Genomic DNA, 22,255 nt, shown 5'->3' with positions numbered 1-22,255 from the left:
CCTCCTTTTCCTCATCCGGCGCAGCACGAAAGCTGCTTCACGTCCTTGCTGAAGGTCTGCGCCGCGAGCTTCAGCCCTTCGACCATGGTCAGGTAGGGGAACAATTGGTCGGCCAGTTCCTGCACGGTCATACGGTTGCGAATGGCGAGCACCGCCGTCTGGATCAGTTCACCCGCTTCCGGGGCCACCGCTTGCACGCCGATGAGCCGTCCGCTACCTTCCTCGATGACCAGCTTGATGAAGCCGCGTGTGTCGAAGTTGGCAAGCGCACGCGGCACGTTATCCAGTGTTAGCAGGCGACTGTCGGTCTCGATCCCGTCGTGATGTGCTTCCGCCTCGCTGTAGCCCACGGTGGCGACCTGCGGGTCGGTGAACACCACGGCCGGCATTGCGGTCAGGTCCAGGGCCGCATCGCCGCCAGTCATGTTGATCGCCGCACGAGTGCCGGCCGCTGCCGCCACATAGACGAACTGCGGCTGGTCGGTGCAGTCGCCGGCCGCGTAGATGTTCGGGCTACTGGTGCGCATGCCCTTGTCGATGACGATGGCCCCCTGCGCATTGACGGCTACCCCCGCCGCTTCCAATGCCAGGCTGCGCGTGTTCGGTGTCCGGCCGGTGGCGACCAGCAGCTTGTCGGCGCGCAATTCACCGTGCGTGGTGGTCAGCACGAATTCACCGTCCATATGGGCGACCTGGCTGGCTTGCGTGTGCTCCAGCACCTCGATGCCCTCGGCACGGAAAGCGGCTGTCACCGCCTCGCCGATGGCCGGGTCTTCACGGAAGAACAAGGTATTGCGCGCCAGGGCCGTGACCTTGCTGCCCAGCCGGGCAAAGGCTTGCGCCAGCTCCAGCGCCACCACCGACGAGCCGATTACGGCAAGGCGTTCGGGAATGGTGTCGCTCGCCAGGGCCTCGGTGGAAGTCCAGTAGGGTGACTCTTTCAAGCCCGGAATCGGCGGGACCGCCGGGCTGGCACCCGTGGCGACCAGGCAGCGGTCGAACATCACGACGCGCTCGCCACCCTCGTTCAAACTAACGATAAGGCTCTGGTCGTCCTTGAAACGCGCTTCACCGTGCAGAACGGTGATGGCTGAATTGCCGTCCAGGATGCCTTCGTACTTGGCATGACGGAGTTCTTCGACACGGGCCTGCTGCTGGGCCAGCAGCCGCTCGCGCAAGATCGTCGGCGGTGTGGGTGGCATGCCGCCGTCGAATGGGCTTTCCCGGCGCAGATGGGCGATGTGGGCGGCGCGGATCATGATCTTGGACGGCACACAACCGACGTTGACGCAGGTGCCGCCGATGGTGCCGCGCTCAATCAGCGTGACCTGCGCGCCTTGCTCGACGGCCTTCAGTGCTGCCGCCATCGCGGCTCCACCGCTACCAATGACGACGACCTGCAACGGGCGTTCGTTGCCACTGGGCTTATCAGCGGCCCCTATCCAGCCGCGCATCTTGTCGAGCAGGCCGGCGCGGTTGTCCGTCGGTGGCGCATCGGCAAGCGTTGCCTCGTAGCCCAGTCCGGCCACGGCGGTAGTCAGCGCATCCGATGACGTGCCCGCCTCAATGGCGAGTTGCGCTGTGCCCTTCGGATAGGACACCAGCGCCGATTGCACGCCGGGCACTTTCTCCAAGGCTTCCTTGACGTGAGCCGCGCACGAGTCGCAGGTCATCCCGGTGATTTTCAGGGTGGTCATGTATTTTTCCTTTTCTGTGGTGGCTACGGCTGTTGCCGTCAGCCACGTTGTTCTGGCAATTCACAGCTGTCCGGCCCGCAGCGGCGATGTGCTGGCGAGATGAAATCCCAGACCGACACCCCAACCATCAAGGCCAGGCCGACATAGAGCAGTCCACCGCTCTGCCAGCCGTAAGCCCGCATTAAAAACACCGCTGCCAGCACCAAGATCGGGCCTATCGTGCCGAGCGCCGTGCGTCGCCACTGTCGATGATTGAGCCAAGCGATAGCATTGGCGAGTAACGCGATGCCGGCGAACATCGGCAGCAGGATGCCAATGAATAGCCCCTCGTACTGGCTCAAGAAGCCCAGTCCGATGGCCGCGCCAAAGCTGGCGATGGCAGGAAAACAGGCGGCGCAGCCCATCGCGGAAACGACGCTGCCGAGCGCGCCGGTTTTGCCAGCGATGCGCGTGATGAGTCCCATGTGTCGCTCCCGAGTTCGGTTAACGGATCAGCGTTTGAGGCTGGACGGATAGCCCGCGTCCTCGGTCGCCTTGGTCAACTTCTGGACGTTGGTCTTGGCATCGTCGAAGGTGACGACGGCCTGGCGCTTGTCGAAACTTACGTCGGTCTTGCTCACGCCCTCAACCTTGGAAAGCGCGTGCTTGACAGTGATCGGGCAAGAGGCGCAGGTCATGCCAGGCACGGACAGCGTGACGGTCTGGGTGGCGGCCCACACGGGGGCAACAACGGCAGCGAGGGCGAGGGCGGCAAACAGTTTTTTCATGATGAACTCCTGTGATTAATAGAAAAATGGCATGACGTAGGGAAATCCGAGCGAGACCAGGACCAGCGCGGCCACGATCCAGAAAATGAGCTTGTAAGTAGCTCGCACTTGGGGAATCGCGCAGACCTCACCCGGTTTGCAGGCTTGCGCCGGGCGGTAGATGCGCCGCCAGGCGAAAAACAGCGCGACCAGCGCTGCGCCGATGAAGATCGGGCGATAGGGTTCCAGCACCGTCAGGTTGCCGATCCATGCCCCGCTGAACCCCAAGGCGATCAAAACCAGCGGCCCCAGGCAGCAGGCCGACGCAAGAATGGCGGCCAGCCCACCGGCGAAGAGCGCGCCGCGCCCGTTTTGTGGTTCAGACTTTTGTGGTTCAGACATACGCTTGTCCTTTCAAATTTGGTTTGGATAGCTTAAGCTTACTTCCGTAGTTATGTACGGAGTCAAGCGATATGCAAATTAATTTTGAGAATCTGACCATTGGCGTTTTTGCCAAGGCGGCCGGGGTCAATGTGGAGACCATCCGGTTCTACCAGCGCAAGGGCCTGCTGCCGGAGCCAGACAAGCCCTATGGCAGCATTCGCCGCTATGGCGAGGCGGATGTAACACGAGTGCGGTTCGTGAAATCGGCCCAGCGGCTGGGCTTTAGCCTGGACGAAATCGCCGAGCTACTGCGGCTGGAGGATGGCACCCATTGCGAGGAAGCCAGCGGCCTGGCCGAGCACAAGCTCAAGGATGTGCGCGAGAAGATGGCCGACTTGGCACGCATGGAGGCCGTGCTGTCTGAACTGGTGTGCGCCTGCCATGCGCGGAAAGGGAACGTTTCCTGCCCGCTGATTGCGTCACTGCAAGACGGAACGAAGCTCGCTGCATCGGCGCGGGGGAGTCACGGGGTGACTACGCCTTAGCGTGCTTTATTTTCCGAATTCTGAGACGACCCCGGATAGATGCACTTCGCTACGTGGAATAATGGGTCCGATATTTACTGCGGACCCGTCTAAGAATCAACTACCTGCATAGGATATTTGCTAGGGGAGCTTACAGATATTGACTCAGCAGTGCCTCAAGACTGTTCTGGTCCACGGCAAACAGGCGAATACCTTCGGCGAGCTTTTCCACTGCCATCGCATCCTGATTATGAGCCCAGTAGAACTCAGCTTCGGTCATCGCTATGGGCTTCGCCTGGATTTCACCTTCATACGTCAGCGGCATTGGTACCGCCCCCTGAGTTTGCTGCAACTGCGCCAGCAACGCCGGGGAAACGGTAAGACGATCGCATCCGTTAAGCGCCAGCACCTGTTCCGGCGTACGGAAACTGGCCCCCATCACCACGGTGCGGTAGCCGTGCATTTTATAGAAGCGATAGATCTTCTGCACTGATTCGACACCCGGATCGTTCTCGACGGTGAAGGTGGTATCAGGGTTGTTTTTCTTGTACCAGTCGTAGATACGGCCCACAAACGGGGAAATCAGGAAAACATTGGCATCGGCACAGGCTCTGGCCTGGGCAAAGGAGAACAGTAGCGTGAGGTTACACTGGATACCTTCTTTTTCCAGCGTTTCTGCGGCACGGATCCCTTGCCAGGTGGCAGCAAGCTTAATCAAAACCCGACCTTTGCCAATACCTTTCTCTTCATACAGTGCAATAATTTCCCGCGCTTTAGCAATACTGGCCTGGGTATCAAACGAGAGGCGAGCATCCACTTCAGTTGAAATACGACCCGGAACGTTTTTCAGGATCAGCACCCCGATGCTCACCGCCAGATAATCGGCAATATCCGCAGGTTGTACCGGCTTTCCATTCTGGCGGGACTTCACCGCCGCGACGGCATCTTTTACCAGTTTCTGGTACTGCGGAAGCTGCGCCGCTTTATAAATAAGCGAAGGGTTAGTGGTCGCATCTTCAGGCTGGTAAGCCATAATGCTGTCAATATCCCCGCTGTCGGCAACAATCGTGGTTCGCTGCTTTAGTTGTTCAAGCTGATTCATGGCATAAACCTGTATTTCATAATTGGGCAGCAAATAGCAAGGAGGGGCCAGAGCCCGCTCCTTATTGCTAAGCTGGATAGGTGGTTATTTTGCCTGCGCGACGCGGGTGGTCAGGCCTGGCATATTGAAGCACTCTGCTTCGTTCTGGATCATATCTTTAATTTTATTAACCACATAACGCTCGGGTTCGACACCAAACGACTTCAGATTAGCAAACATGGTTTGCATCTCTTTGACTACCGCTGGTTTTTCGTAGTTGTAGTGGCCGCTGAGTTCAAGAATCTCTTTCAACAATTCTGGCTCGTTAAAGATTTGCTCTTCAGACTTGTTTTTGTGCTCATCAGTCATCCATTTTTCCCATTTGTGGCTCAGCACACACTCGCGGGTCAGGACGGTTTTTAAATCAGACGCTGACTTGATAAAGCCTTTTGCTGCCAGATCTTTCTCGACTTCCGCCAGCTTCAGATAAGCGCGGGTTTCAATGGTGCCGTAGGCTGGGGCGACGTTCATTGCCGTGATGCCCAGACCCGGATGTTTCAACAGGATCTCATCCGGAAGATAGTCACCATTATGCTCTTTCAGACCAACGCCGTGACGGGTGCTGATAGCCGAAAGCTCTGCGGACTGCTTATCGTTAAAATGGCCAACGTTTTTGGTCAGGCGGGTCAGGGTACCGGTCTGACCAACGATAAACAGCGGCTGCGGCAGCGATTCGGCAGCAAGACGCTTATTCAGCTCGATAATAAACCCTTCATAGGCGCTGACGTCGGTCAGGCCGCCATTGGTTTCTTCAGTTCCGACTTCATAGAAGAACTCCTTCAGGTTATTTGCCTTCCGGTACTCTTCGCAGAAGCGGATCAGCTCAACGGTACGACTCAGCACCAGTTCGATATCAATGACTTTACCGACGACATACGGGTCTTTTGTAGGGTCGATGTGCAGCAGGTCGAAACCGGCGTCCATATCGACCTGATAAGAGCGGCGCGCCAGCGCCATCGCTTCGGCTTCAGGAATATGGTCTTTGCGTTCTTTATCACGCTGCCACGGGCCACCGTGGTCGCGGCAGAGGAAGTAATCACCGTCGAAGCCGACTTTTTCCGCCATCGCTTTCAGGTCGGCGGCAAAGCGAAATTGATCCCAGTTGTTAACGTAACCCGCGCCAAACTCATCTGCATCAACCTGGTTGCGGCTGGCAATAAACATCAGCGGCAGGTCTTTTTCTTTACCCAGCTCAAAACAGGCCTGAATTAATGCCGGAGACATGGGGCCAATTCCCAGCATTGTTGATTTTCCACCGTTAACAATATAATCGACGTACTGTTTCATTGTGTTTTTCATGATAACTCCTCAGACTTTATTCATATCAGAAGTGATTGTTTTTTTAGCCGACTCTTTTTTTACCGGCTCGCTAATGTTGGGGCGCAGAATATATAGGCAGATTGCGGTGACAATAACGCCGATAGCCATATCGATGGCGTACCATACAGGTGCTTTATTGACGCCTGCGATGGCAATTAATCCGCCGTGTGGAACCATTGATTCAACGCCGTGAACCATTGCCAGACCGGCACCGACGGCGCTGCCGATAATTATTGATGGCAGAACGGTCTTCAGGTTTTTAACGGCGAAAGGAATGGCCCCCTCGGTAATACCAATTAATCCCATAAAGGCAGCAGAGGTTCCCATTCGTCTTTCATCTTCAGCCCATTTACGTGGTGAAATAAAAGTAGAAAGTGCAATGCCCAGTGGCGGAATAGCACAGGCAACACGGTAAGCGCCGTTCGGACCATAAATACCTTCAGCCATTAATGCGAGAGTAAATGCCGTCGCGGTTTTATTGACCGGGCCACCCATATCAAAGGCCGCCATGGCACCGACAATCAGACCAAGTACCAGTCCGCTGCTTCCCTGCATTTGTGAGAGCATGGAAACCAGCCATTTCATGGCAAAACCGATGGGCCCAATCAGTACATACAGATAGAGCATGCCGACGATGACGCTTGAGGCGATGGGAATAATCATGATCGGCATAACAGGCATCAGCACCTTACCGACTTTCCAGCCTTTTACCCATTTGGTCACGTATCCGCTGAGAATACCGAGCAGCATCGCCCCCAGAAAACCGGTTACCACATGGTCTGCACCCAGCGGCGTGCTGGCCATAAAGCCGGTGATTAAACCCGGCGTCAGCCCCGGCTTACCGGCGATAGAGTAGGAGATATACGCCGCCAGCACCGGGATCATCATCCCGAGGCCCGCGCTGCCGATAGCGCCGAGGTTTAATAAGAATGGGTTGGTCACCACCATGCCTTTACCCGCGACCGGCTCACCGCCAATCAGGGAGAGTGCCAGACAGATACCGCCGACCACCACCACCGGCATCATATATGACACCCCGGTACTAAATGCTTTGACTAAATCATCCTTGATGACTTTCATTTTTTCCGACATTTTCATCCTCCAGGAATCTTTATTTTTAAGATGATTGTGATATTCAGGCGAAATCATCCCCGGACGCATTTACGTCGTAATTTAAATAAAGAGTTCGCAGAAATTTAATTAACGTTATTATTCACCGGTACCGAATGCCGAAAGTAAATCAGGACCGGTGGGTTGGTTATTTCACCAGTTTTTCAGCCCGGTCAATAATCGCTGCTGGATCGCGAACCACCTCTGCCGGGTTCAGCGAAATAATCAGTCCAGCGTCTTCTTTTTCTTCAAAGCGCTCAACGCCTTCAATACCAATAGCAATTGCCAGAATCACCACATCGGCTTCGGCAATCTCATCTTCGCTTAATTCATTTTCAATTCCCATGCCGCCTTGGGTCTCGACTTTGACGTCATAACCCCTTTTTTTGCACTCCTGCTCGATAGCTTCCTGCGCCATATAGGTGTGGGCGACTCCGGTAATGCATGCTGCGACTCCGACAATTTTCATGAGTGACTCCTGATTTTTTATTTGGCTGTGGTTTTAAACATTGCTTAATAAATCCTGATTTCATACGGCCAGAGTATTGGCCATCAGGTTGTAGAGTACGTTGACGTTTTCGGCCTGTTTTATTTCATTGCGGAAATCCTCTTTCATTAACTTTCTGGCAAGCGTGGAGAAATATTTCATATGCTCATTAGGGTCGGCGGATTTACTGACGGTGAGCATGAATACGGTTTCGACTTCCTGATCGCCCCACATAATGGGCGACGCAAGGGTTGCCATACTGATGGTGGAGTAGTGAATATGGTCCGACTTGGTGTGCGGAATGGCGAAGCCATAGCCCACGGCGGTGGAGAATGAGTCTTCGCGGGTCCAGATATCATCGGTTAATTGATCCCGATTATCGGTGCGATGGTGCAGCCACAGATTGTCGGTCATCTTTTTGATAACTTCGTTTTTATCTCTGGCCTGTAGTCCGCAAAGAATAAACTCCGGGGCGAGGATCGGCATTTTGCTGACCGCTTTTACGTCCGGTGAACGCAGCGCGGCTTTGACATCAGCGGAACGTTTTAACGCCACAATGTTCTGCGACAGCCCCTGGCATTTGGCATAACTCAGCTCGCGCAGCGCATGTTTTACACCCGGAATCGAGGTGCCGCTCATGCTGAGTTCGTCAAAGCCCATGCCAACGAATAGCGGCAGAAAATCTTTGCTTGCACCCAATTCTCCGCAGATACCTATCCACTTGCCCGCGCGGTGGACTTCGTCGGCGGCATACTGCATGGCGCGCAGGAATGCCGGGGAATAGTTGTCGTATACCGCCTCAACCTGCGTATTTCCACGGTCGGCGGCAAAAAAGTACTGCGTCAGGTCGTTGCTGCCCACGCTGAAGAAATCCGCGTATTCCGCTATTTCGCTAATCGCGAAGATAACGGAGGGGATCTCCAGCATCACGCCGAGCGAGATGCTGTCGTTGAATGCCAACCTTTCATCACGCATCGTACTTTTGACCTCTTCGAGGACTTCACGGCACCAGATAACTTCATCAACGTTGGCGATCATCGGGATCATGATTTTGGCATCGCCAAAAGCCGAGGCGCTGAGGATAGCCTTGAGCTGCATGGCGAAAAGGTCGCGATAACGCGGATAAGTTCGCACCGCCCGGAAGCCGAGAAACGGGTTTTCTTCTTCGCCGATGCTCATATAGTCGACAGGTTTATCGCCGCCAATGTCGAAGGTGCGGAAGATAACCGGTTTCCCTTGTGCAACTTGTATCACCTGGCTGTAGAGCTCAGCCAGTTCGTGGTAGTCCGGTGCGGATTCACGGTCCATGAATGACATTTCGGTACGAAATAGTCCGATGCCTTCAGCGCCGTTGCTGAAGGCTGCCTCGGCTTCCGCCAGGCTGGCGATATTGGCGGCTATCTCAATGCTGTGATGATCGCTGGTGGTCGCTGCCTGATAGACATTAGCCAGCATCTGTTGCTGCATACTCTGCTGAACGGCAATTTCATTCTGGTAATAGCGCAGGACTTTCTCATCCGGAGCGATAATTAAAATACCCGGATTGCCATCGATGATGATGTCCATTTCTGTATTCAGCTGCAGGGTCGAAAAATCAATATCTGTCAGAGTCGGGATACCGAGCGAACGTGCAAGGATAGCGGTGTGCGACGTTTTACCCGTGGCGGATAATACCATCCCGGCAAGAAACTCTTTATTGATCCCGAGAAATTGACTTGGTGTCAGACTGTTGGCCAGAATAATCGATGGTTGCGTTAATTCAAGACTGTTCTGCGGTAATATACCTGGGCCATAGATCGCAGTAAGTAATTGTCCGGTAATATCGAGAACATCCAGGGTCCGCTCTTTAATGTATTTGCTTGATGAGCGATTAAGAATTTCACAGAATTCCATTGCAGCTTTAATCACCGCATCCCAGGTATTGTCACCACCGGAAATCGCCGAGGAGATATGGCTTTGAAAGGTCGCATCGGTGATAATGGATAAATGCGCCTGTAAAATATCGTGCTCAACGCCTTTTTTAATTTCCAGCGCAGCCTGCTTCTCTTGCTTAAGCGCCTCTAAACCCGCCAGAAAAATACGCTGCTGATGCTCCGTGGAATACTCACCGCCCGGGTTACGCGCCAGCATTTCGTCCAGAGACAGGCTCTGAATACGAACGGGTTTGGCAATGGCAACACCGCCGCTGATGCGTGAACCCTGAATAAAACTGAGCTGAGTCTCCCGCAGCGAACGCGGGAGATAGCCCGCAGGCGCTGCGGCTTCATCTGCATGACTAACCTCGAAGGAGGGCAGTTTTTTAAGCAGCGCACTCAGCTGCTGAGCAGCGTTTGCAGCATCTTTTCCGCTGATTGTAATTTCACAGGCGTCGTTGAGTAAGGTATCGGTGGCGACAATCGAGAGGGCGCTTTTACCATTACCCTGAATGCCGCTGCGAATATTATTCCAGCACACCGTAGATTGAAATGTATTGCACAGCCGTTCGATATACCCCGCCGGTCTGGCGTGAATACCATCCTTTAGATCACATTGATACGTTATTATCTCTGACATCATTGCTCCCGATAATCATTTAGCCAGGGCTAATTAATTTTCTTTGCAGATGTGGGTGTCTGCATTTCATGTTTTATATCCTTCATCGTTCTCAGTTATCTTTGAATAGAAAAAAAGTGACCTTTGCTTGAATAAAAAAGCCTGATTATTATTTTGTGATCGAGGTCATGAAATTATATGGAATTACTGTGGTGTGTGTGTTGCGAGATGATTTAAGTAATTGTGATGGCAGCCGCACTATTATTAACGGGTGAGCAGTGGTCACGTAATTGCTATTAAAGTGACTTTCTTTCTATTCAATGGTCATGGGTAATGGAGTACAAAATAATACACACTCTATTTATTTCGTTGTGGTAATTACGATGCATTTTCGTGGAATATTACTGGATTTAGACGGGACGCTGGTGAACTCGCTGGATTTCGTAGAGGCCTCCTGGAGTTTATGGGCCACTAAAAAAGGGCTGGAACCGGGGACGGTATGCCATTATCTCCACGGTAAACCCGCTTTGAGTACGCTGCGCCACTTTATGCCCGATGCCAGCGAACAGATCATCATCGACGAATTTCTCGCGCTGGAAGAGTTTGAAGCGAGCAATACTGACGGCATCACTGCGGTTAACGGGGCTGTTGATTTTCTCCGCCAGCTTGAGCAGTTGCAGGTCCCCTGGGCCATTGTGACTTCCGGGTCGCTGAAGGTTGCCTCAGCACGGATCCGACAAGCCGGTTTCCCCGTTCCGCCGGTGCTGGTGACCAGCGAAGATATTCATCATGGCAAGCCGCATCCGGAGCCGTTCCTGACGGGTGCAGCCCGACTCGGTCTTTCTCCCGCTAATTGCCTCGCTTTTGAAGACTCCACTGCCGGTCTGCTTTCTGCCACCCAGGCAGGGTGCGTGGTGGTTGAAGTCCTGACTCGCCAGTCTGTAGTTCACGATATCGATACCTGGAAAACCATTGATAACTACCTCGACCTGCGCGTAACGCGCAAGGGCGAGGCAGATTTTTTACTTAAGATTCAGAGGGAGTTTTAAATGTCATCACGAAAAACCCTGGCCAATGCCATCCGTATGCTGAGTGTCGATGCCGTTCAGCGAGCTAATTCCGGTCATCCGGGCGCACCGATGGGAATGGCGGATATTGCCGAAGTCCTGTGGCGGGATTTTCTCAACCATAACCCGAATAACCCCGCGTGGGCTAACCGCGACCGTTTTGTGCTCTCCAACGGTCACGGCTCAATGCTGATCTACAGCCTGCTGCACCTTACCGGCTATGATTTGCCGATTGATGAGCTGAAAAACTTCCGTCAGCTGCATTCGAAAACGCCGGGGCACCCAGAGGTGGGTTACACCGCGGGCGTCGAAACCACCACCGGGCCGCTGGGGCAGGGGATCGCCAATGCGGTCGGCATGGCTATCGCCGAGAAAACCCTCGCGGCGCAATTTAACCGCCCGGGCCACGACATTGTCGATCACTTCACATATACCTTTATGGGCGACGGTTGCATGATGGAGGGCATTTCTCATGAAGTTTGCTCCCTGGCCGGGACGCTGAAGCTCGGTAAGCTGGTGGCGTTCTACGACGATAACGGCATCTCTATCGATGGTCACGTCGAGGGATGGTTCACCGACGACACCGCCAAACGCTTTGAGGCTTACGGCTGGCATGTGGTACGCGGAGTCGATGGGCATGATCCTGAATCCATTCGTGCCGCGATTGATGTTGCAAAGTCGATTACCACCATGCCGACGTTAATTATCTGCAAAACGGTGATTGGTTTTGGCTCTCCGCATAAAGCGGGTACTCATGATGTCCACGGCGCGCCGCTGGGCGAGGCTGAAGTGGCGGCAACGCGTGAAGCGCTGGACTGGCCGTATCCACCGTTTGTTATCCCCACTGAGATAGCTTCGCAGTGGGACGCCCGCAAATCAGGGCAGGCTAAGGAGGCTGCGTGGAACCAGCAGTTTGCCGCATACGCGAAAGCGTTCCCCGAGCTGGCAGATGAATTTACCCGTCGGGTGAATGGGCAACTGCCTGCAGAGTTTGCCAGCAAGGCGCAGGCGTTTATTGAAAAATTGCAGGCCAAACCGGCGAAAATCGCCAGCCGTAAAGCCTCGCAGAATGCGATTGAAGCCTTCGGTCCACTGTTGCCGGAATTCCTCGGCGGCTCTGCGGATCTGGCTCCATCGAACCTGACCTTGTGGTCCGGGTCTAAAGCGATTAACGAAGACAGCGCCGGGAACTACATTCACTATGGCGTGCGAGAGTTCGGTATGACCGCTATCGCCAACGGTATTGCGCTGCACGGTGGCTTCCTGCCGTACACCTCGACGTTCCTGATGTTTGTCGAATACGCACGCAACGCAGTGCGCATGGCGGCGCTGATGAAGCAGCGTCAGGTGATGGTTTACACCCACGACTCTATTGGCCTGGGCGAAGATGGCCCGACCCATCAGCCTGTCGAGCAAATTGCCTCACTGCGCATGACGCCGAACCTCAGCACCTGGCGTCCCTGCGATCAGGTGGAGTCGGCGGTGGCGTGGAAATATGGTGTTGAGCGCCAGGATGGTCCTACGGCGCTGATTTTTTCCCGGCAAAACCTGACCCAGCAGGAACGGACCTGGCAGCAGGTGCAGGATATCGCGCGCGGCGGCTATGTACTGAAGAATTGCGAGGGGCAACCGCAGCTGATCCTTATCGCGACCGGCTCGGAGGTGGAGCTGGCGGTAGCCGCATGGCAGCAACTGACGGCTGAAGGTGTGAAGGCGCGGGTGGTCTCCATGCCGTCCACCGATGTCTTCGACAAGCAGGATGCGGCGTATCGTGAAGCGGTGTTGCCGCAGGCGGTTTCTGCGCGTATTGCCGTGGAAGCGGGGATCGCGGATTACTGGTTTAAATATGTCGGGCTGAACGGCGCGATTATCGGTATGCAGACCTACGGCGAGTCCGCCCCGGCGGAACAGCTTTATCAGGAGTTTGGCATTACCGTTGAGGTGGTGTTGCAGCAGGCAAAAGCGCTTCTGGCTTAACCTTTAACGGCCTCTTACATGCTAAGGGGCCGTTTTTCATTAAGGGGAGAGATAACATGTATCCCGTCGACCTTCATATGCATACCCTGGCCAGCACCCACGCCTATAGTACGGTTCATGACTATATCGCCGCCGCGGCGCGTAAACATATTCGCCTGATCGCCATTACCGACCATGGCCCGGAAATGGTTGATGCGCCACATCCGTTTCACTTTAATAATTTGCGTGTGCTGCCGCGCGTTGTCGATGGTGTGGGGATCCTGCGCGGTATTGAGGCCAATATCAAACCTGGTGGTGAGACCGACTGCAGCGACAAAATGCGTGCGTCGCTGGATTTAGTGATTGCCGGATTCCATAAGCAGGTGTTTGCGCCTGCGGGCATCACCACCAATACCGATGCGCTGATTGCAGTAATAGCGAGCGGCAAGGTCCATATTATCAGCCACCCCGGTAACCCGGAGTATCCGATTGATATCCCGGCGGTGGTGGCCGCGGCTAAGGAGTGTCATGTGGCGTTGGAGGTCAATAACGCCTCTTTCGTCCATTCACGTAAGGGCAGTGAGGGGAACTGTCGCAAAATTGTAGCAGCCGTGCGCGACAGCGGCGGACTTCTCTCATTGGGTAGCGATTCACACAGCGCGTTTTCTCTGGGGGACTTTAGCGCCTGTCAGCATCTGCTGGTGGAGGCTGATTTTCCAGCATCAAGAGTGCTGAATACCTCTGTGCGACGAGTGCTGACGTTTCTGGAACAGCACGGCGGGGGGCGGATAGCCGAGCTTTATGGGCTTCCTGGCTAAAAATCTTGTGGGTTAAACCCTCTCCCAATAATGGGAGAGGAAGTTCGGCGTGTCTGTGCGGTTTTGAGACTGGACTGTTAGAGCCAGGGAAAACCACCTACAGGTCAATAACGTTGCCTCGCGGCAGATTTAAAGACTTGCGAATGGCGGCGATAACCTCAGTTGGTTTGAGTAACAGCGAATTAATACAAACATTCAGAATACGGCAACCTTCAAAGCGTGAAGGATTATCGATAGTAATATCGGATGCGATGATGGTGAGCTCAGACTCGAAAATATCTTTATCGGTAATTGGATTCTTAAGCCCCAGTACGCCCTGAGTCTCGATTTTGATCGCAAAGTAATACTGCTTCGCCAGTTTTTCCAGCTGTTCTGCGGCCATGTACGTATGCGCCACGCCGGTCGCGCACGCGGTCACCGCCACAATATGCAGATTACGTTCGCTGGAGAAAGGCTGAATCTCATCTCTTGTTGCACGAGTGGTCATGATCTTGCTCCTTTATTTTTGCGGCGGTATTCAAGCGGCGTACAGTCGTTGATATCGCGAAACACCTTGCAGAAATAGTTAGTATCTGTGAAACCGCACTTTTCTGAAACTTCGTTTATTTTCAGATTGGTATTGGTCAGCAGCGTTTTTGAACGTGAAATGCGGGCTAACTTGAGATATTCGTTAAATTTCACGTCTGACTCCTTCGAAAACAGACGCGACAGATAGCCTGGGGAAATATTAAACGTTTCGGCGACGCTTTCCCGGCTAATGTCCGTGTGGTAGTGACTATCGATATGGCTCTTAATTTCGTCCAGCAATGAGAAGGGAGCTCGCTGGTTATTCAGGCCATCGGTAATTTGATACAGCAGGTCGTTAAGCAGCGCATAGACCACGTGGGCAAAGGTCTCGCTGGTGGTATCTTGCGACCACGCCAGCGATTCAGCCAGGTCGAGAAGCCGATCGCGAACCGTACTGCTGGAGTTTTGCAGATTGTACTTCTCTACCTCTTTAAACTGCGTGCCATCCCAGTTGCTGATGCTGAAACCGACGTCCTGCTTCCAGAAGACTATCGACATGCAAATAACCGGGCTTTCCCACAGCGGCGAGTTCCAGCTATTGGCGGGGATATAGGTGATGGTGCCGACCGGACGTTCATATTTCACGATGCAGTCCACGCCTTTCGGCAGCAGCATGCGAAGTGTGCCCTTTACCGTCAACTCAATGCGCGGAACGTGCAGATGGTAGGCCATCGCCGGAGCCTGCGTATTGCCGTTAGCTACCATGACGCCTTTGTCTATCGAGCCCTGAGCGCTGAATTCACTGAGAATAGATTGAATAAATGTAGCCATATTATGCCCGAGGTTTGATAACTGTCTTCAGGACTTTCACCGCAAAGGCGGTGGTGATGCTCCCGGCGACCACCGAAACGATGTAGCCAAAATGGTTGCTGACTACCGGTAATACGATAAGTCCGCCCCACGGGGCGGCGTTGGTTGCGCCAAACCATAGTGAGAGGATTGCCGCAACCGCACTGCCAAGCATAATTGCCGGGATCACCCGTACCGGATCCGCCGCCGCAAACGGAATTGCCCCTTCTGTTATCCCCATAAAGCCCATAATTATCGCTGGCTTACCGGCTTCTCGCTCCACATCATTAAAGATGTCTTTAAACAGAAAGGTTGCCAGCGCCAGCCCCAGAGGCGGAGTACAGTCGGCGGCAGCGACTGCTGCCATCAGCTGCGGGTTCGTTGAGATCAGTGCAACAGCAAAGAAAAAAGCGGTTTTATTCATTGGGCCGCCCATGTCAACGGCGATCATGCAGCCCAGGATGGTACCGAGGATAATAAACGACGCGCCCTGCATATTGCCAAGCCAGACGCTAAGCCACTTCATTAGCACGGCAATCGGGTCGCCAATGATGTAATACACCGCCATGCCGGTGAGAAAGGTCCCGATCAGCGGAATAATAAATATCGGTAATACCATGCGCAGGAAGTGGGGGGTTTTAAGCCGGGCGATCAGGTTCAACAGAACATAGACCACCAGCCCGGCAATAATCCCGGAGAGCATGCCGCCTAAAAATCCGGCGCCCATCTGATAAGCCATCAGGCCGCCGATGGCACCCGGCGCGATGCCCGGTTTATCGACCATCGAATACGCGATAAATCCTGACAGGATGGGGATAAACAGGGTTAAGCCAGCCATACCAATTTGCGACATGGCCTTCAGGAAACCATGGTCCGGTACGGCGGCTTCCCCGTTAAACATCACCGCGAGCGCCAACAGAACACCACCAGCGACGACAAACGGGATCATGTAGGAGACGCCGGTCATAAAATGTCGTTTAGTATTTTTTAATAGTTTTAACATGTCAGCCTCGTAACGTTTGCTGCTCAGAAGACCAGAGTTCTGGATATCAGCGTGTAAAGCGCTTCCGGGCTTTTTGCCGCTTTAATCTTGCTGACAAATTCATCATTCATGAGCATGCGCGCCAGGGTGGAGAAGTACTTCATATGCTCGTTATCCTGCGCGGATTTGCTAATCGTCAGCATGAACAGGGTATCCACCATGACGCCGCCCCAGGCGATAGGTTGCCTGAGCGTGGCAATACTGACGGAGGAATCCCTGACAGCGTCCGTTTGGGCATGGGGGATAGCAAAGCCCGAGCCAACGACGGTAGGAAAAGGCACTTCGCGAGCCCAGATATCACTGCAGAGCCTGTCACGTGTATTGGTGCGCTGCTGAAGCCACAGGTTATCAACCATCATTTTGATAGCCTCGTTTTTATCAGCGGCGTCAATTCCCCATAAAACCATCTCCGGCGATAGCAGCGGCTTTTGCGCCGCACTAAGGCTCGAGTTATGTAATGCGGCTTTGAACTGTTGTGCGTTGTGATTTTGCAAAAGATTCTGCGCCAGCGACCGGCAATCTCCGGCACTGAGTTGGCCCAGAGCGTGCTTAATCCCCGGAATCGCGGTGCAGTTCATACTCAATTCATCAAAGCCAATGCCGATAAGCAGTGGGAGAATGGTTTCGTCAGCAGTGAGTTCACCGCACAACCCGACAGGTTTACCGGCGCGATGAGCCTCTTTCACTGCGAACTGCAGGGCGCGTAAAAACGGTGGAGTGTAACTGTCATAAAGCGTTTTTACCTGGGCATTACCCCGGTCTGCGGCGAAAAAGTATTGCGTCAGGTCATTACTGCCCACGCTGAAGAAATCCGCATGTTCTGCCATCTCCGCCATAGAGAAAAGTACCGAAGGTACTTCCAGCATGATTCCGAGCGCTGTCTGTTCATCAAATGCCAGACCCTCGTGGCGCATCTCCTGTTTAACCGATTCCAGTACCTCACGACACCAGATAAGTTCTTCCACCCGAGAAATCATCGGCAGCATAATTTTGGCTTTACCTGATGCTGAGGCGCTCAGAATAGCCTTCAGTTGGGTGGAAAAAAGGTCGCGATATTGCGGATAAGTACGCACTGCCCGGAAACCAAGAAACGGGTTTTCTTCATTGTCGACGCTTAGATATCCAACCGGTTTATCACCGCCGATATCGAAGGTGCGAAAGATAACGGGCTTCCCCCCTGCCAGAGTAACAACCTGTTTATACAGGTCTGTCAGTTCAGCGCAGGAGGGCGGGCAATCGCGGCCCATATAGGTTATCTCGGTGCGAAACAGGCCGATGCTTTCCGCGCCGTTTTCAAAGGCCGCCTGCGCTTCGGCAAGGCTTGCAATATTAGCGGCTACCTCTACGCGATGCCCATCGCGGGTTCTTGCGGGCGCTAAAGCATTTTCCCGCAGCCGCTGCTGCATATCCTGCTGGACGGCAATTTCATGACGGTAGTAGCGCAGAACTTTCTCATCCGGATGAGTAATCAGGATCCCTGGCTCACCATCAATGATTATCAGCTGCTCGACATCGATATCCAGCGATGAAAAATCGATATCCGCTAGGGTTGGGATACCTGACGAACGAGCCAGTATGGCTGTATGGGAGGTTTTCCCCGTAGAGGACAGCACCAGACCTGCAAGGTGTTTGCGGTTTAGCGCCAGAAACTGGTTGGGGGTCAGGTGACTGGCGAAAACAATTGTCGGTTCATTTAGCAAAGGCGGGTGGTAAGCCAGAGCCTGTTCGCCATAGATCGCACTGATGAGCTGCGTCGCGATATCAAGAATATCCAGGGCGCGCTCCTGAAGATACTGGCTAGGCGAGCGCTCAAGCTGATGGCAAAAGTCTAGGGACGCCTGCGCTATAGCCGACCAGGCATTCATGTTGTTATTCAGATAACCGATCGCACTATCCTGAAATGCGCTGTCGGTTATCAGAGATAGATGTGCCGCAATAAGGTCGTGCTCAATACCTTGGTTTTTTCCGAGTGCGGCTTCTTGCTCTAGGCGTAATGAATCTAACCCGGCAAGAAAGTGGGCTTTTTCGCTTTCAATATTGTCGATATGCCCTGGATTGCGGGCGATAATATCGGTGAAAGCCAGGCTCTGTATTACCTGTGGTCTGGCGATGGCTGCGCCTTTATTTATGCGAGTTCCCTGAATCACGTGCGGGTTCAGTTCCCGCAGGCAGCGGGGAAGATAGCCCCACGTGGTTGCGGGTTCCGGTTCAAGGCTGAAGGTCGGGAGATCGGAAAGCAACGTGCGCAGCTGGACTGCGGCCTGTTGCTCATCTTCTCCGCAAAGGGTGATGCGACATGTATCGTTTACCAGCGTGTCACTGGCAATCAGCGAGAGGGCGCTTTTTGCATTTGCCAGTAGTCCCGTACGGGTGTTTTCCCAGTCGATATCTGCCTGGAAAAGATTACATAGCCGCGCGATGTATCCGGCAGGCCGGGCATGAACACCTTCATGAAGCTCACATACATAGGTTATAACCACCGCCATCTCAACTCCTGTATGCTATTGTGCGCGTCAACGTGTTGCCGATCTCGCTATCTTTCCCTGTTCGCAACGGTGATGATATAGTAAAAAAGTGACCTTTTATTAAAAATAGTTACCTGATTGTGATTTTGTGACTTTTGTCATATTTTTGAATGATTAATTCTCAATTATTTGTTTGATTTAGTTTGTTTTTTTGTTTCTGGTTTTTGAACCGTTTTTGCAATATGGATCACAAATTTAAAGCTAATACAAACAGGTTCATGAAATGGTGCGGGGGTAGGCAGGATGATCTGTTTCCGGCGTGTCTATTAACGACTTCTCCGGCGGCATCTATCACTATGGCGTTAGCAGATATGTACCTGATTTAAAACAATCTGAGTTATCTGCCTGATTAATGAAGCGAAACAAGGGTCCGCAATAAAGTACGGACCCGTCCGGGTATTAACGACCTACGCGAGCCTGATGCTCAGGAGAGTAACGCTCGCCGACGATTTTAATCGTTTCAAGCGCCTGGGTTATCTGACGTGAGTCATCCTGTGAAAGAATGATGTCGGCAGCCCCAGGTTTTCTTCCAGCCGTTGCAGTTTTGTATTAAGCACTGCATCCAGTGCGCAAGTCGTGGATGTCGCCGCGATGATGCCATTCATAGAGAAGAACATGAACACAGTGCCGACAATTACGGAAATACCACCAACGCCCAGGCCGGTGGTGATCGCCAGCACTATTGCGGCAATAGCGGCGATGAATACGGCATTATATGAAAAAGGCAGCCAGGTCATCATATTCAAGTGGCAGATGCACATCAAAGTCATGTCGAGGAATTTGACAAAGCGCCGATTATAATCGTACACAGGAAAACATCCGCAGCCCCCAAATAGACATTAGCATTGAGCCTCTACAGCATTGGTGCGCTTAATGCGTTTTATGTTAAATATCATGCAGTTGCATTGCTTTTTTGCTGATCCAGCGGCCAAAGTGGAGTCCTCCGTCGGTCTCCACCATTATCGCTACCGGGTAAGCCGTCAGGCATGGCCCGGTTTAAAAAGATATGCTGACAGTTCTGCTGCAGTTATATCAAACTCGAGTTGCCTGATTAATTCTGCCAGTTTTTTCTCTGCAGTATCACGGTTAATCTGATTCTGTACTATCTGGAGAACAACATGTTTTAGCTCCGGAGGGAGGTGTTCCAGATTGATATGATTACCACCCGAAATGTCATCATCCGGATTTTCGAAGAGCCAGCCGTAACTCATAAGATCACCTGTTCTATTTCACAAATTTCCAGACACCTGTCGGTACCCGGTCATACAACTTTCCCATCGTCATCTCCGCCAGCCGGTGATCAACCGCGGCATTGAAATGCTCAAGCTCATCATCTGACAGAGAATATTTATTTTTTTCTATTACCCTTTCCAGGGTTTCCTTCGATGTACAGCGCCGTAGTCGTAAAATCCATTCCTGTTTCGTCATTAGTTTTTTATATCCTGAGGCTTCCCTGGTATTTAATTTTACAAATAACGCAAATTTCTTTCAGGCGTTATGGCCCGTGCCGTTCTGTGTAAGATAATCACTGATGCTCAGACCGGACAAGCGAATGTTATCCGAAATCTCCCTGAACTGCTCCTCCCAGCCGTCCTGCAGCTCCCGGATTGCCGCGATCTGGAAAGCAACACTGAAAGGCGTTCTGCCCAGTTTCTCGGAAAGCCAGAAAAGATGCTTGCCAATCTCTTCGTCCGGTACCGAATCGAGCGCATCACTCAGTAAGGTTTTTTCGTCTTCCTGCCAGGGATGACCGGCTCGCGGAAAACGCGGATCAGGCTGGCGGTCTTTTTTCTCCCTTTTTTCCCGTCTGGCAACGGTCGGCGCATCGCCTTTTTTCAAGCCGACGCGCGCTTTCATGGCGCCGATAGCGGCGACGGCCAGTACCAGCGTTTCACGCTCCTGGCGCGTGAGCAGGCTGTCCTCGCAAATCAGGGTGTTCAGGTTATCGATCAGCTTATTCAGCCCGGGTTCAGTGACTTTCATTTTATGCTCATATTCCTTGTGTGGTGGCGATCAGTCCCGGCTCTCATTCACCTGGACGGTGACCGGCAGGCCTGCATCAAAACAGGTCTGATACCAGCTGGCCACCTGAAGGGGATCGCCCTCTTTTATCCGGCGTATGCCGCCGGCATCCGTCAGCTGCAGGCAGGTGGTACCGTCCAGACGGATCACGTAGGCCGCTTCCCGCAGGGAGTAATGACCGTCACCCAGCTGCAGCTCCACCGCGTCACCGGCAGCCGTCTGGCGTAACGGCAGACGCCGGACGTCTGTCAGTCGTTGTCGTGCCGTTTCAGCCTCGCGTTCTGCCTGGAAGAGCGGTTCTGCAATGCCGCGACCGGCCTCCGTCAGCTCGACGGCCAGCTGCAGGTTCGGGGCGCGCAGGGTGCGCAGCCAGCCCGCGGCTTCCATGCGCCGGCAGGAGGCGCGAAGGTTCGGCCCGTACACCGGGGCATCCCCGCCCTGCTCCAGCACCCGCTCGATATCCCGCGTCGCCACCGGCCCCGGACGTTTTGCATCGAGGGCGGCCAGCACAATCAGCACCCGCCGCTGCAGCGGCGACGGACGTCGGGCTTTTTCCCGCATCATTGTCCCTCATTCCTCTGGGAAATGAGCGTTTTAAGCCGTTTATAGTCTGCTTCGACCCGTGTTGTGGCCAGGCCAGTGTGTCCACGCAGCGCCAGGAGATACCAGAAGCGGAGGATGTCATGAGCCTTGTTCACTTCCCAGACATAATGGGTGCCATCCCTGCGAAAATCGCATTGCTTTATTTCCTCTTCTGCCATCTGCGTCATCTGCTCATAGCTGAGCGAAAACAACATTTCTTCATCCATCCTGCACGCTCCGTCTGATAATGTCTGGTTAAGTAAAAAATCATATCTCAAATGATTTTTTAATAAATTGTCAAACATCATATCAGATATGATTTCATGATTAATAATAAATATCACATTCAGTATGATTTTATGCACTTTGTTTGATTATCATATCGCTTACGGGGTTCCCGCCGCGCAGATCCGATTTCTGGCTTAATCGGAAATGTCGTACCTGAGCCGTCATGCTAACCGGATGGTATAGTGGATTCTCGAACCGGAACGGGAGGGTTAGATGGGAAATTATTCAGATTTTGAGACCGATTTTGTTCAGCGAACACTGGCGCTTATCGATCAATATAACGAAATGATTGAGGTGCAGGGCAAGCCATTCAGGGAGCAGTACAACTACACGTTGACCCTGAATTGCCTTCTGGGTCTTATTGTGTTACCGAAAGAGAGGGCGCTATCTTTCCTGCCTGCCGACCGTTTAACGCTGCAACTTAAAGCTGAAATGGGATTACATGAGTCACAGCTGCCCGGACCGGAAATGACTCTGCGTACTCTTATCCTTAAAATGAGGAATTCTGTGGCTCATTTCAGCGTCCAAGTTATATCAGTCAGCGACGAGCATCTTGTCGATCTGATTGCTTTCAGGGATGATCCTGAGGATGAGAATGCCTACGGCACTGTTGCAAATAGTCGGTGGTGATAAACTTATCATCCCCTTTTGCTGATGG

Annotated in this window: 22 protein-coding genes and 2 pseudogenes; 5 read left to right on the top strand and 19 right to left on the bottom strand. The window is 53.2% G+C overall.

The window, feature by feature from the left end; all coding sequences use genetic code 11:
- Positions 1-11: 11 nt before the first annotated feature.
- The 4 genes from merA to merT are packed head-to-tail and all read right to left on the bottom strand — an operon-like array spanning position 12 to position 2,845.
- Positions 12-1,697, bottom strand: a complete 1,686-nt coding sequence (merA, locus tag RRF55_RS24815; protein WP_000209296.1) for a mercury(II) reductase — start codon at positions 1,695-1,697, stop codon at positions 12-14.
- A 38-nt stretch (positions 1,698-1,735) separates the two neighbouring features.
- Positions 1,736-2,161, bottom strand: a complete 426-nt coding sequence (gene merC / locus RRF55_RS24810) for an organomercurial transporter MerC (RefSeq protein WP_000522996.1) — start codon at positions 2,159-2,161, stop codon at positions 1,736-1,738.
- A 27-nt stretch (positions 2,162-2,188) separates the two neighbouring features.
- Positions 2,189-2,464, bottom strand: coding sequence for a mercury resistance system periplasmic binding protein MerP (gene merP, locus RRF55_RS24805; protein WP_000732275.1), 276 nt, complete (start codon positions 2,462-2,464; stop codon positions 2,189-2,191).
- A 15-nt stretch (positions 2,465-2,479) separates the two neighbouring features.
- Entirely contained in the window at positions 2,480-2,845 is a 366-nt protein-coding gene (gene merT, locus RRF55_RS24800) for a mercuric ion transporter MerT (protein ID WP_001294656.1), read from the bottom strand.
- A 71-nt stretch (positions 2,846-2,916) separates the two neighbouring features.
- On the opposite strand from merT, the gene merR reads away from it, so the two are divergent.
- On the top strand, positions 2,917-3,372 hold the full coding sequence (merR, locus tag RRF55_RS24795) for an Hg(II)-responsive transcriptional regulator (protein ID WP_001166628.1): 456 nt from the start codon (positions 2,917-2,919) through the stop codon (positions 3,370-3,372).
- A gap of 130 nt (positions 3,373-3,502) precedes the next feature.
- On the opposite strand, the gene tal is transcribed toward merR, so the two are convergent.
- From tal to ptsP (RRF55_RS24770), 5 genes are all read right to left on the bottom strand, one after another.
- The gene (tal, locus tag RRF55_RS24790; RefSeq protein ID WP_009484323.1) at positions 3,503-4,453 is read right to left on the bottom strand and encodes a transaldolase; all 951 of its coding nucleotides are present in this window, start codon (positions 4,451-4,453) and stop codon (positions 3,503-3,505) included.
- Positions 4,454-4,537: 84 nt separating this feature from the next.
- Entirely contained in the window at positions 4,538-5,791 is a 1,254-nt protein-coding gene (locus RRF55_RS24785; RefSeq protein WP_001515338.1) for a class II D-tagatose-bisphosphate aldolase non-catalytic subunit, read from the bottom strand.
- 9 nt (positions 5,792-5,800) lie between these two features.
- Complete coding sequence (locus RRF55_RS24780) at positions 5,801-6,904, bottom strand: PTS fructose transporter subunit IIC (protein ID WP_023287120.1); 1,104 nt, start codon at positions 6,902-6,904, stop codon at positions 5,801-5,803.
- 166 nt (positions 6,905-7,070) lie between these two features.
- Positions 7,071-7,391: a PTS fructose transporter subunit IIB gene (locus tag RRF55_RS24775; RefSeq protein ID WP_009484320.1), complete on the bottom strand. Its 321-nt coding sequence runs from the start codon at positions 7,389-7,391 to the stop codon at positions 7,071-7,073.
- Positions 7,392-7,451: 60 nt separating this feature from the next.
- Positions 7,452-9,962, bottom strand: a complete 2,511-nt coding sequence (gene ptsP / locus RRF55_RS24770) for a phosphoenolpyruvate--protein phosphotransferase (RefSeq protein WP_023287119.1) — start codon at positions 9,960-9,962, stop codon at positions 7,452-7,454.
- A gap of 362 nt (positions 9,963-10,324) precedes the next feature.
- Here ptsP (RRF55_RS24770) and RRF55_RS24765 point away from each other — a divergent pair, with 362 nt between their 5' ends.
- Genes RRF55_RS24765 through RRF55_RS24755 form a run of 3 tightly spaced genes read left to right on the top strand, consistent with a single transcriptional unit; the run spans position 10,325 to position 13,782 of the window.
- On the top strand, positions 10,325-10,990 hold the full coding sequence (locus tag RRF55_RS24765; RefSeq protein ID WP_023287118.1) for an HAD-IA family hydrolase: 666 nt from the start codon (positions 10,325-10,327) through the stop codon (positions 10,988-10,990).
- Complete coding sequence (gene tkt / locus RRF55_RS24760) at positions 10,991-12,985, top strand: transketolase (RefSeq protein WP_009484317.1); 1,995 nt, start codon at positions 10,991-10,993, stop codon at positions 12,983-12,985.
- A gap of 56 nt (positions 12,986-13,041) precedes the next feature.
- Positions 13,042-13,782 (top strand): phosphatase, encoded by a 741-nt coding sequence (locus tag RRF55_RS24755; protein WP_009484316.1) that lies wholly within the window; start codon positions 13,042-13,044, stop codon positions 13,780-13,782.
- 97 nt (positions 13,783-13,879) lie between these two features.
- On the opposite strand, the gene RRF55_RS24750 is transcribed toward RRF55_RS24755, so the two are convergent.
- From RRF55_RS24750 to RRF55_RS24705, 10 genes and pseudogenes are all read right to left on the bottom strand, one after another.
- Positions 13,880-14,269 carry a PTS fructose transporter subunit IIB gene (locus RRF55_RS24750; RefSeq protein ID WP_009484315.1) on the bottom strand — a complete coding sequence of 130 codons (390 nt, stop codon included), beginning with the start codon at positions 14,267-14,269 and terminating at the stop codon, positions 13,880-13,882.
- The gene (locus tag RRF55_RS24745; RefSeq protein ID WP_009484314.1) at positions 14,266-15,120 is read right to left on the bottom strand and encodes a helix-turn-helix domain-containing protein; all 855 of its coding nucleotides are present in this window, start codon (positions 15,118-15,120) and stop codon (positions 14,266-14,268) included. Before RRF55_RS24745 ends, RRF55_RS24750 begins: the two co-directional genes overlap by 4 nt.
- Before the next feature lies 1 nt (position 15,121).
- Positions 15,122-16,141 carry a PTS fructose transporter subunit IIC gene (locus RRF55_RS24740; RefSeq protein WP_023287117.1) on the bottom strand — a complete coding sequence of 340 codons (1,020 nt, stop codon included), beginning with the start codon at positions 16,139-16,141 and terminating at the stop codon, positions 15,122-15,124.
- A 23-nt stretch (positions 16,142-16,164) separates the two neighbouring features.
- Complete coding sequence (gene ptsP, locus RRF55_RS24735; protein WP_009484311.1) at positions 16,165-18,666, bottom strand: phosphoenolpyruvate--protein phosphotransferase; 2,502 nt, start codon at positions 18,664-18,666, stop codon at positions 16,165-16,167.
- 438 nt (positions 18,667-19,104) lie between these two features.
- Positions 19,105-19,253 (bottom strand): annotated as a pseudogene (locus RRF55_RS24730) (aldo/keto reductase); the annotation flags it as partial.
- Between the two features lie 432 nt (positions 19,254-19,685).
- Entirely contained in the window at positions 19,686-19,916 is a 231-nt protein-coding gene (locus tag RRF55_RS24725; protein WP_009484306.1) for a hypothetical protein, read from the bottom strand.
- A gap of 13 nt (positions 19,917-19,929) precedes the next feature.
- The gene (locus tag RRF55_RS24720; protein ID WP_009484305.1) at positions 19,930-20,133 is read right to left on the bottom strand and encodes an HHA domain-containing protein; all 204 of its coding nucleotides are present in this window, start codon (positions 20,131-20,133) and stop codon (positions 19,930-19,932) included.
- Between the two features lie 60 nt (positions 20,134-20,193).
- Entirely contained in the window at positions 20,194-20,688 is a 495-nt protein-coding gene (locus RRF55_RS24715; RefSeq protein ID WP_004213594.1) for a hypothetical protein, read from the bottom strand.
- 30 nt (positions 20,689-20,718) lie between these two features.
- Entirely contained in the window at positions 20,719-21,291 is a 573-nt protein-coding gene (locus RRF55_RS24710; RefSeq protein WP_016240378.1) for a hypothetical protein, read from the bottom strand.
- Positions 21,288-21,536, bottom strand: a complete 249-nt coding sequence (locus RRF55_RS24705; RefSeq protein ID WP_004200907.1) for a hypothetical protein — start codon at positions 21,534-21,536, stop codon at positions 21,288-21,290. The genes RRF55_RS24710 and RRF55_RS24705 overlap by 4 nt, the downstream gene beginning before the upstream one ends.
- A gap of 274 nt (positions 21,537-21,810) precedes the next feature.
- On the opposite strand from RRF55_RS24705, the pseudogene RRF55_RS24700 reads away from it, so the two are divergent.
- A pseudogene (locus tag RRF55_RS24700) lies at positions 21,811-22,206 on the top strand (HEPN family nuclease); the annotation flags it as partial.
- Positions 22,207-22,255: the final 49 nt, after the last annotated feature.

The organism is Klebsiella sp. K47 (assembly GCF_051858335.1).
In the GTDB taxonomy this organism is placed as follows: Bacteria; Pseudomonadota; Gammaproteobacteria; order Enterobacterales; family Enterobacteriaceae; genus Klebsiella; species Klebsiella pneumoniae.
Note: the sequence above shows the minus strand (reverse complement) of the source record. Positions and strands in the feature narration are given on the sequence as shown.

Excerpts from the sequence above, each read along its gene's own strand:
- RRF55_RS24725 (WP_009484306.1), bottom strand. The coding sequence starts at position 19,916 with ATGAGTTACGGCTGGCTCTTCGAAAATCCGGATGATGACATTTCGGGT.
- RRF55_RS24785 (WP_001515338.1), bottom strand. The coding sequence starts at position 5,791 with ATGAAAAACACAATGAAACAGTACGTCGATTATATTGTTAACGGTGGA.
- RRF55_RS24765 (WP_023287118.1), top strand. The coding sequence starts at position 10,325 with ATGCATTTTCGTGGAATATTACTGGATTTAGACGGGACGCTGGTGAAC.
- RRF55_RS24750 (WP_009484315.1), bottom strand. The coding sequence starts at position 14,269 with ATGACCACTCGTGCAACAAGAGATGAGATTCAGCCTTTCTCCAGCGAA.
- tal (WP_009484323.1), bottom strand. The coding sequence starts at position 4,453 with ATGAATCAGCTTGAACAACTAAAGCAGCGAACCACGATTGTTGCCGAC.
- ptsP (WP_023287119.1), bottom strand. The coding sequence starts at position 9,962 with ATGTCAGAGATAATAACGTATCAATGTGATCTAAAGGATGGTATTCAC.
- RRF55_RS24715 (WP_004213594.1), bottom strand. The coding sequence starts at position 20,688 with ATGAAAGTCACTGAACCCGGGCTGAATAAGCTGATCGATAACCTGAAC.
- RRF55_RS24775 (WP_009484320.1), bottom strand. The coding sequence starts at position 7,391 with ATGAAAATTGTCGGAGTCGCAGCATGCATTACCGGAGTCGCCCACACC.
- merC (WP_000522996.1), bottom strand. The coding sequence starts at position 2,161 with ATGGGACTCATCACGCGCATCGCTGGCAAAACCGGCGCGCTCGGCAGC.
- RRF55_RS24720 (WP_009484305.1), bottom strand. The coding sequence starts at position 20,133 with ATGACGAAACAGGAATGGATTTTACGACTACGGCGCTGTACATCGAAG.
- RRF55_RS24705 (WP_004200907.1), bottom strand. The coding sequence starts at position 21,536 with ATGGATGAAGAAATGTTGTTTTCGCTCAGCTATGAGCAGATGACGCAG.
- RRF55_RS24710 (WP_016240378.1), bottom strand. The coding sequence starts at position 21,291 with ATGATGCGGGAAAAAGCCCGACGTCCGTCGCCGCTGCAGCGGCGGGTG.
- merT (WP_001294656.1), bottom strand. The coding sequence starts at position 2,845 with ATGTCTGAACCACAAAAGTCTGAACCACAAAACGGGCGCGGCGCGCTC.
- tkt (WP_009484317.1), top strand. The coding sequence starts at position 10,991 with ATGTCATCACGAAAAACCCTGGCCAATGCCATCCGTATGCTGAGTGTC.
- RRF55_RS24740 (WP_023287117.1), bottom strand. The coding sequence starts at position 16,141 with ATGTTAAAACTATTAAAAAATACTAAACGACATTTTATGACCGGCGTC.
- merA (WP_000209296.1), bottom strand. The coding sequence starts at position 1,697 with ATGACCACCCTGAAAATCACCGGGATGACCTGCGACTCGTGCGCGGCT.
- merR (WP_001166628.1), top strand. The coding sequence starts at position 2,917 with ATGCAAATTAATTTTGAGAATCTGACCATTGGCGTTTTTGCCAAGGCG.
- RRF55_RS24780 (WP_023287120.1), bottom strand. The coding sequence starts at position 6,904 with ATGTCGGAAAAAATGAAAGTCATCAAGGATGATTTAGTCAAAGCATTT.
- ptsP (WP_009484311.1), bottom strand. The coding sequence starts at position 18,666 with ATGGCGGTGGTTATAACCTATGTATGTGAGCTTCATGAAGGTGTTCAT.
- merP (WP_000732275.1), bottom strand. The coding sequence starts at position 2,464 with ATGAAAAAACTGTTTGCCGCCCTCGCCCTCGCTGCCGTTGTTGCCCCC.
- RRF55_RS24755 (WP_009484316.1), top strand. The coding sequence starts at position 13,042 with ATGTATCCCGTCGACCTTCATATGCATACCCTGGCCAGCACCCACGCC.
- RRF55_RS24745 (WP_009484314.1), bottom strand. The coding sequence starts at position 15,120 with ATGGCTACATTTATTCAATCTATTCTCAGTGAATTCAGCGCTCAGGGC.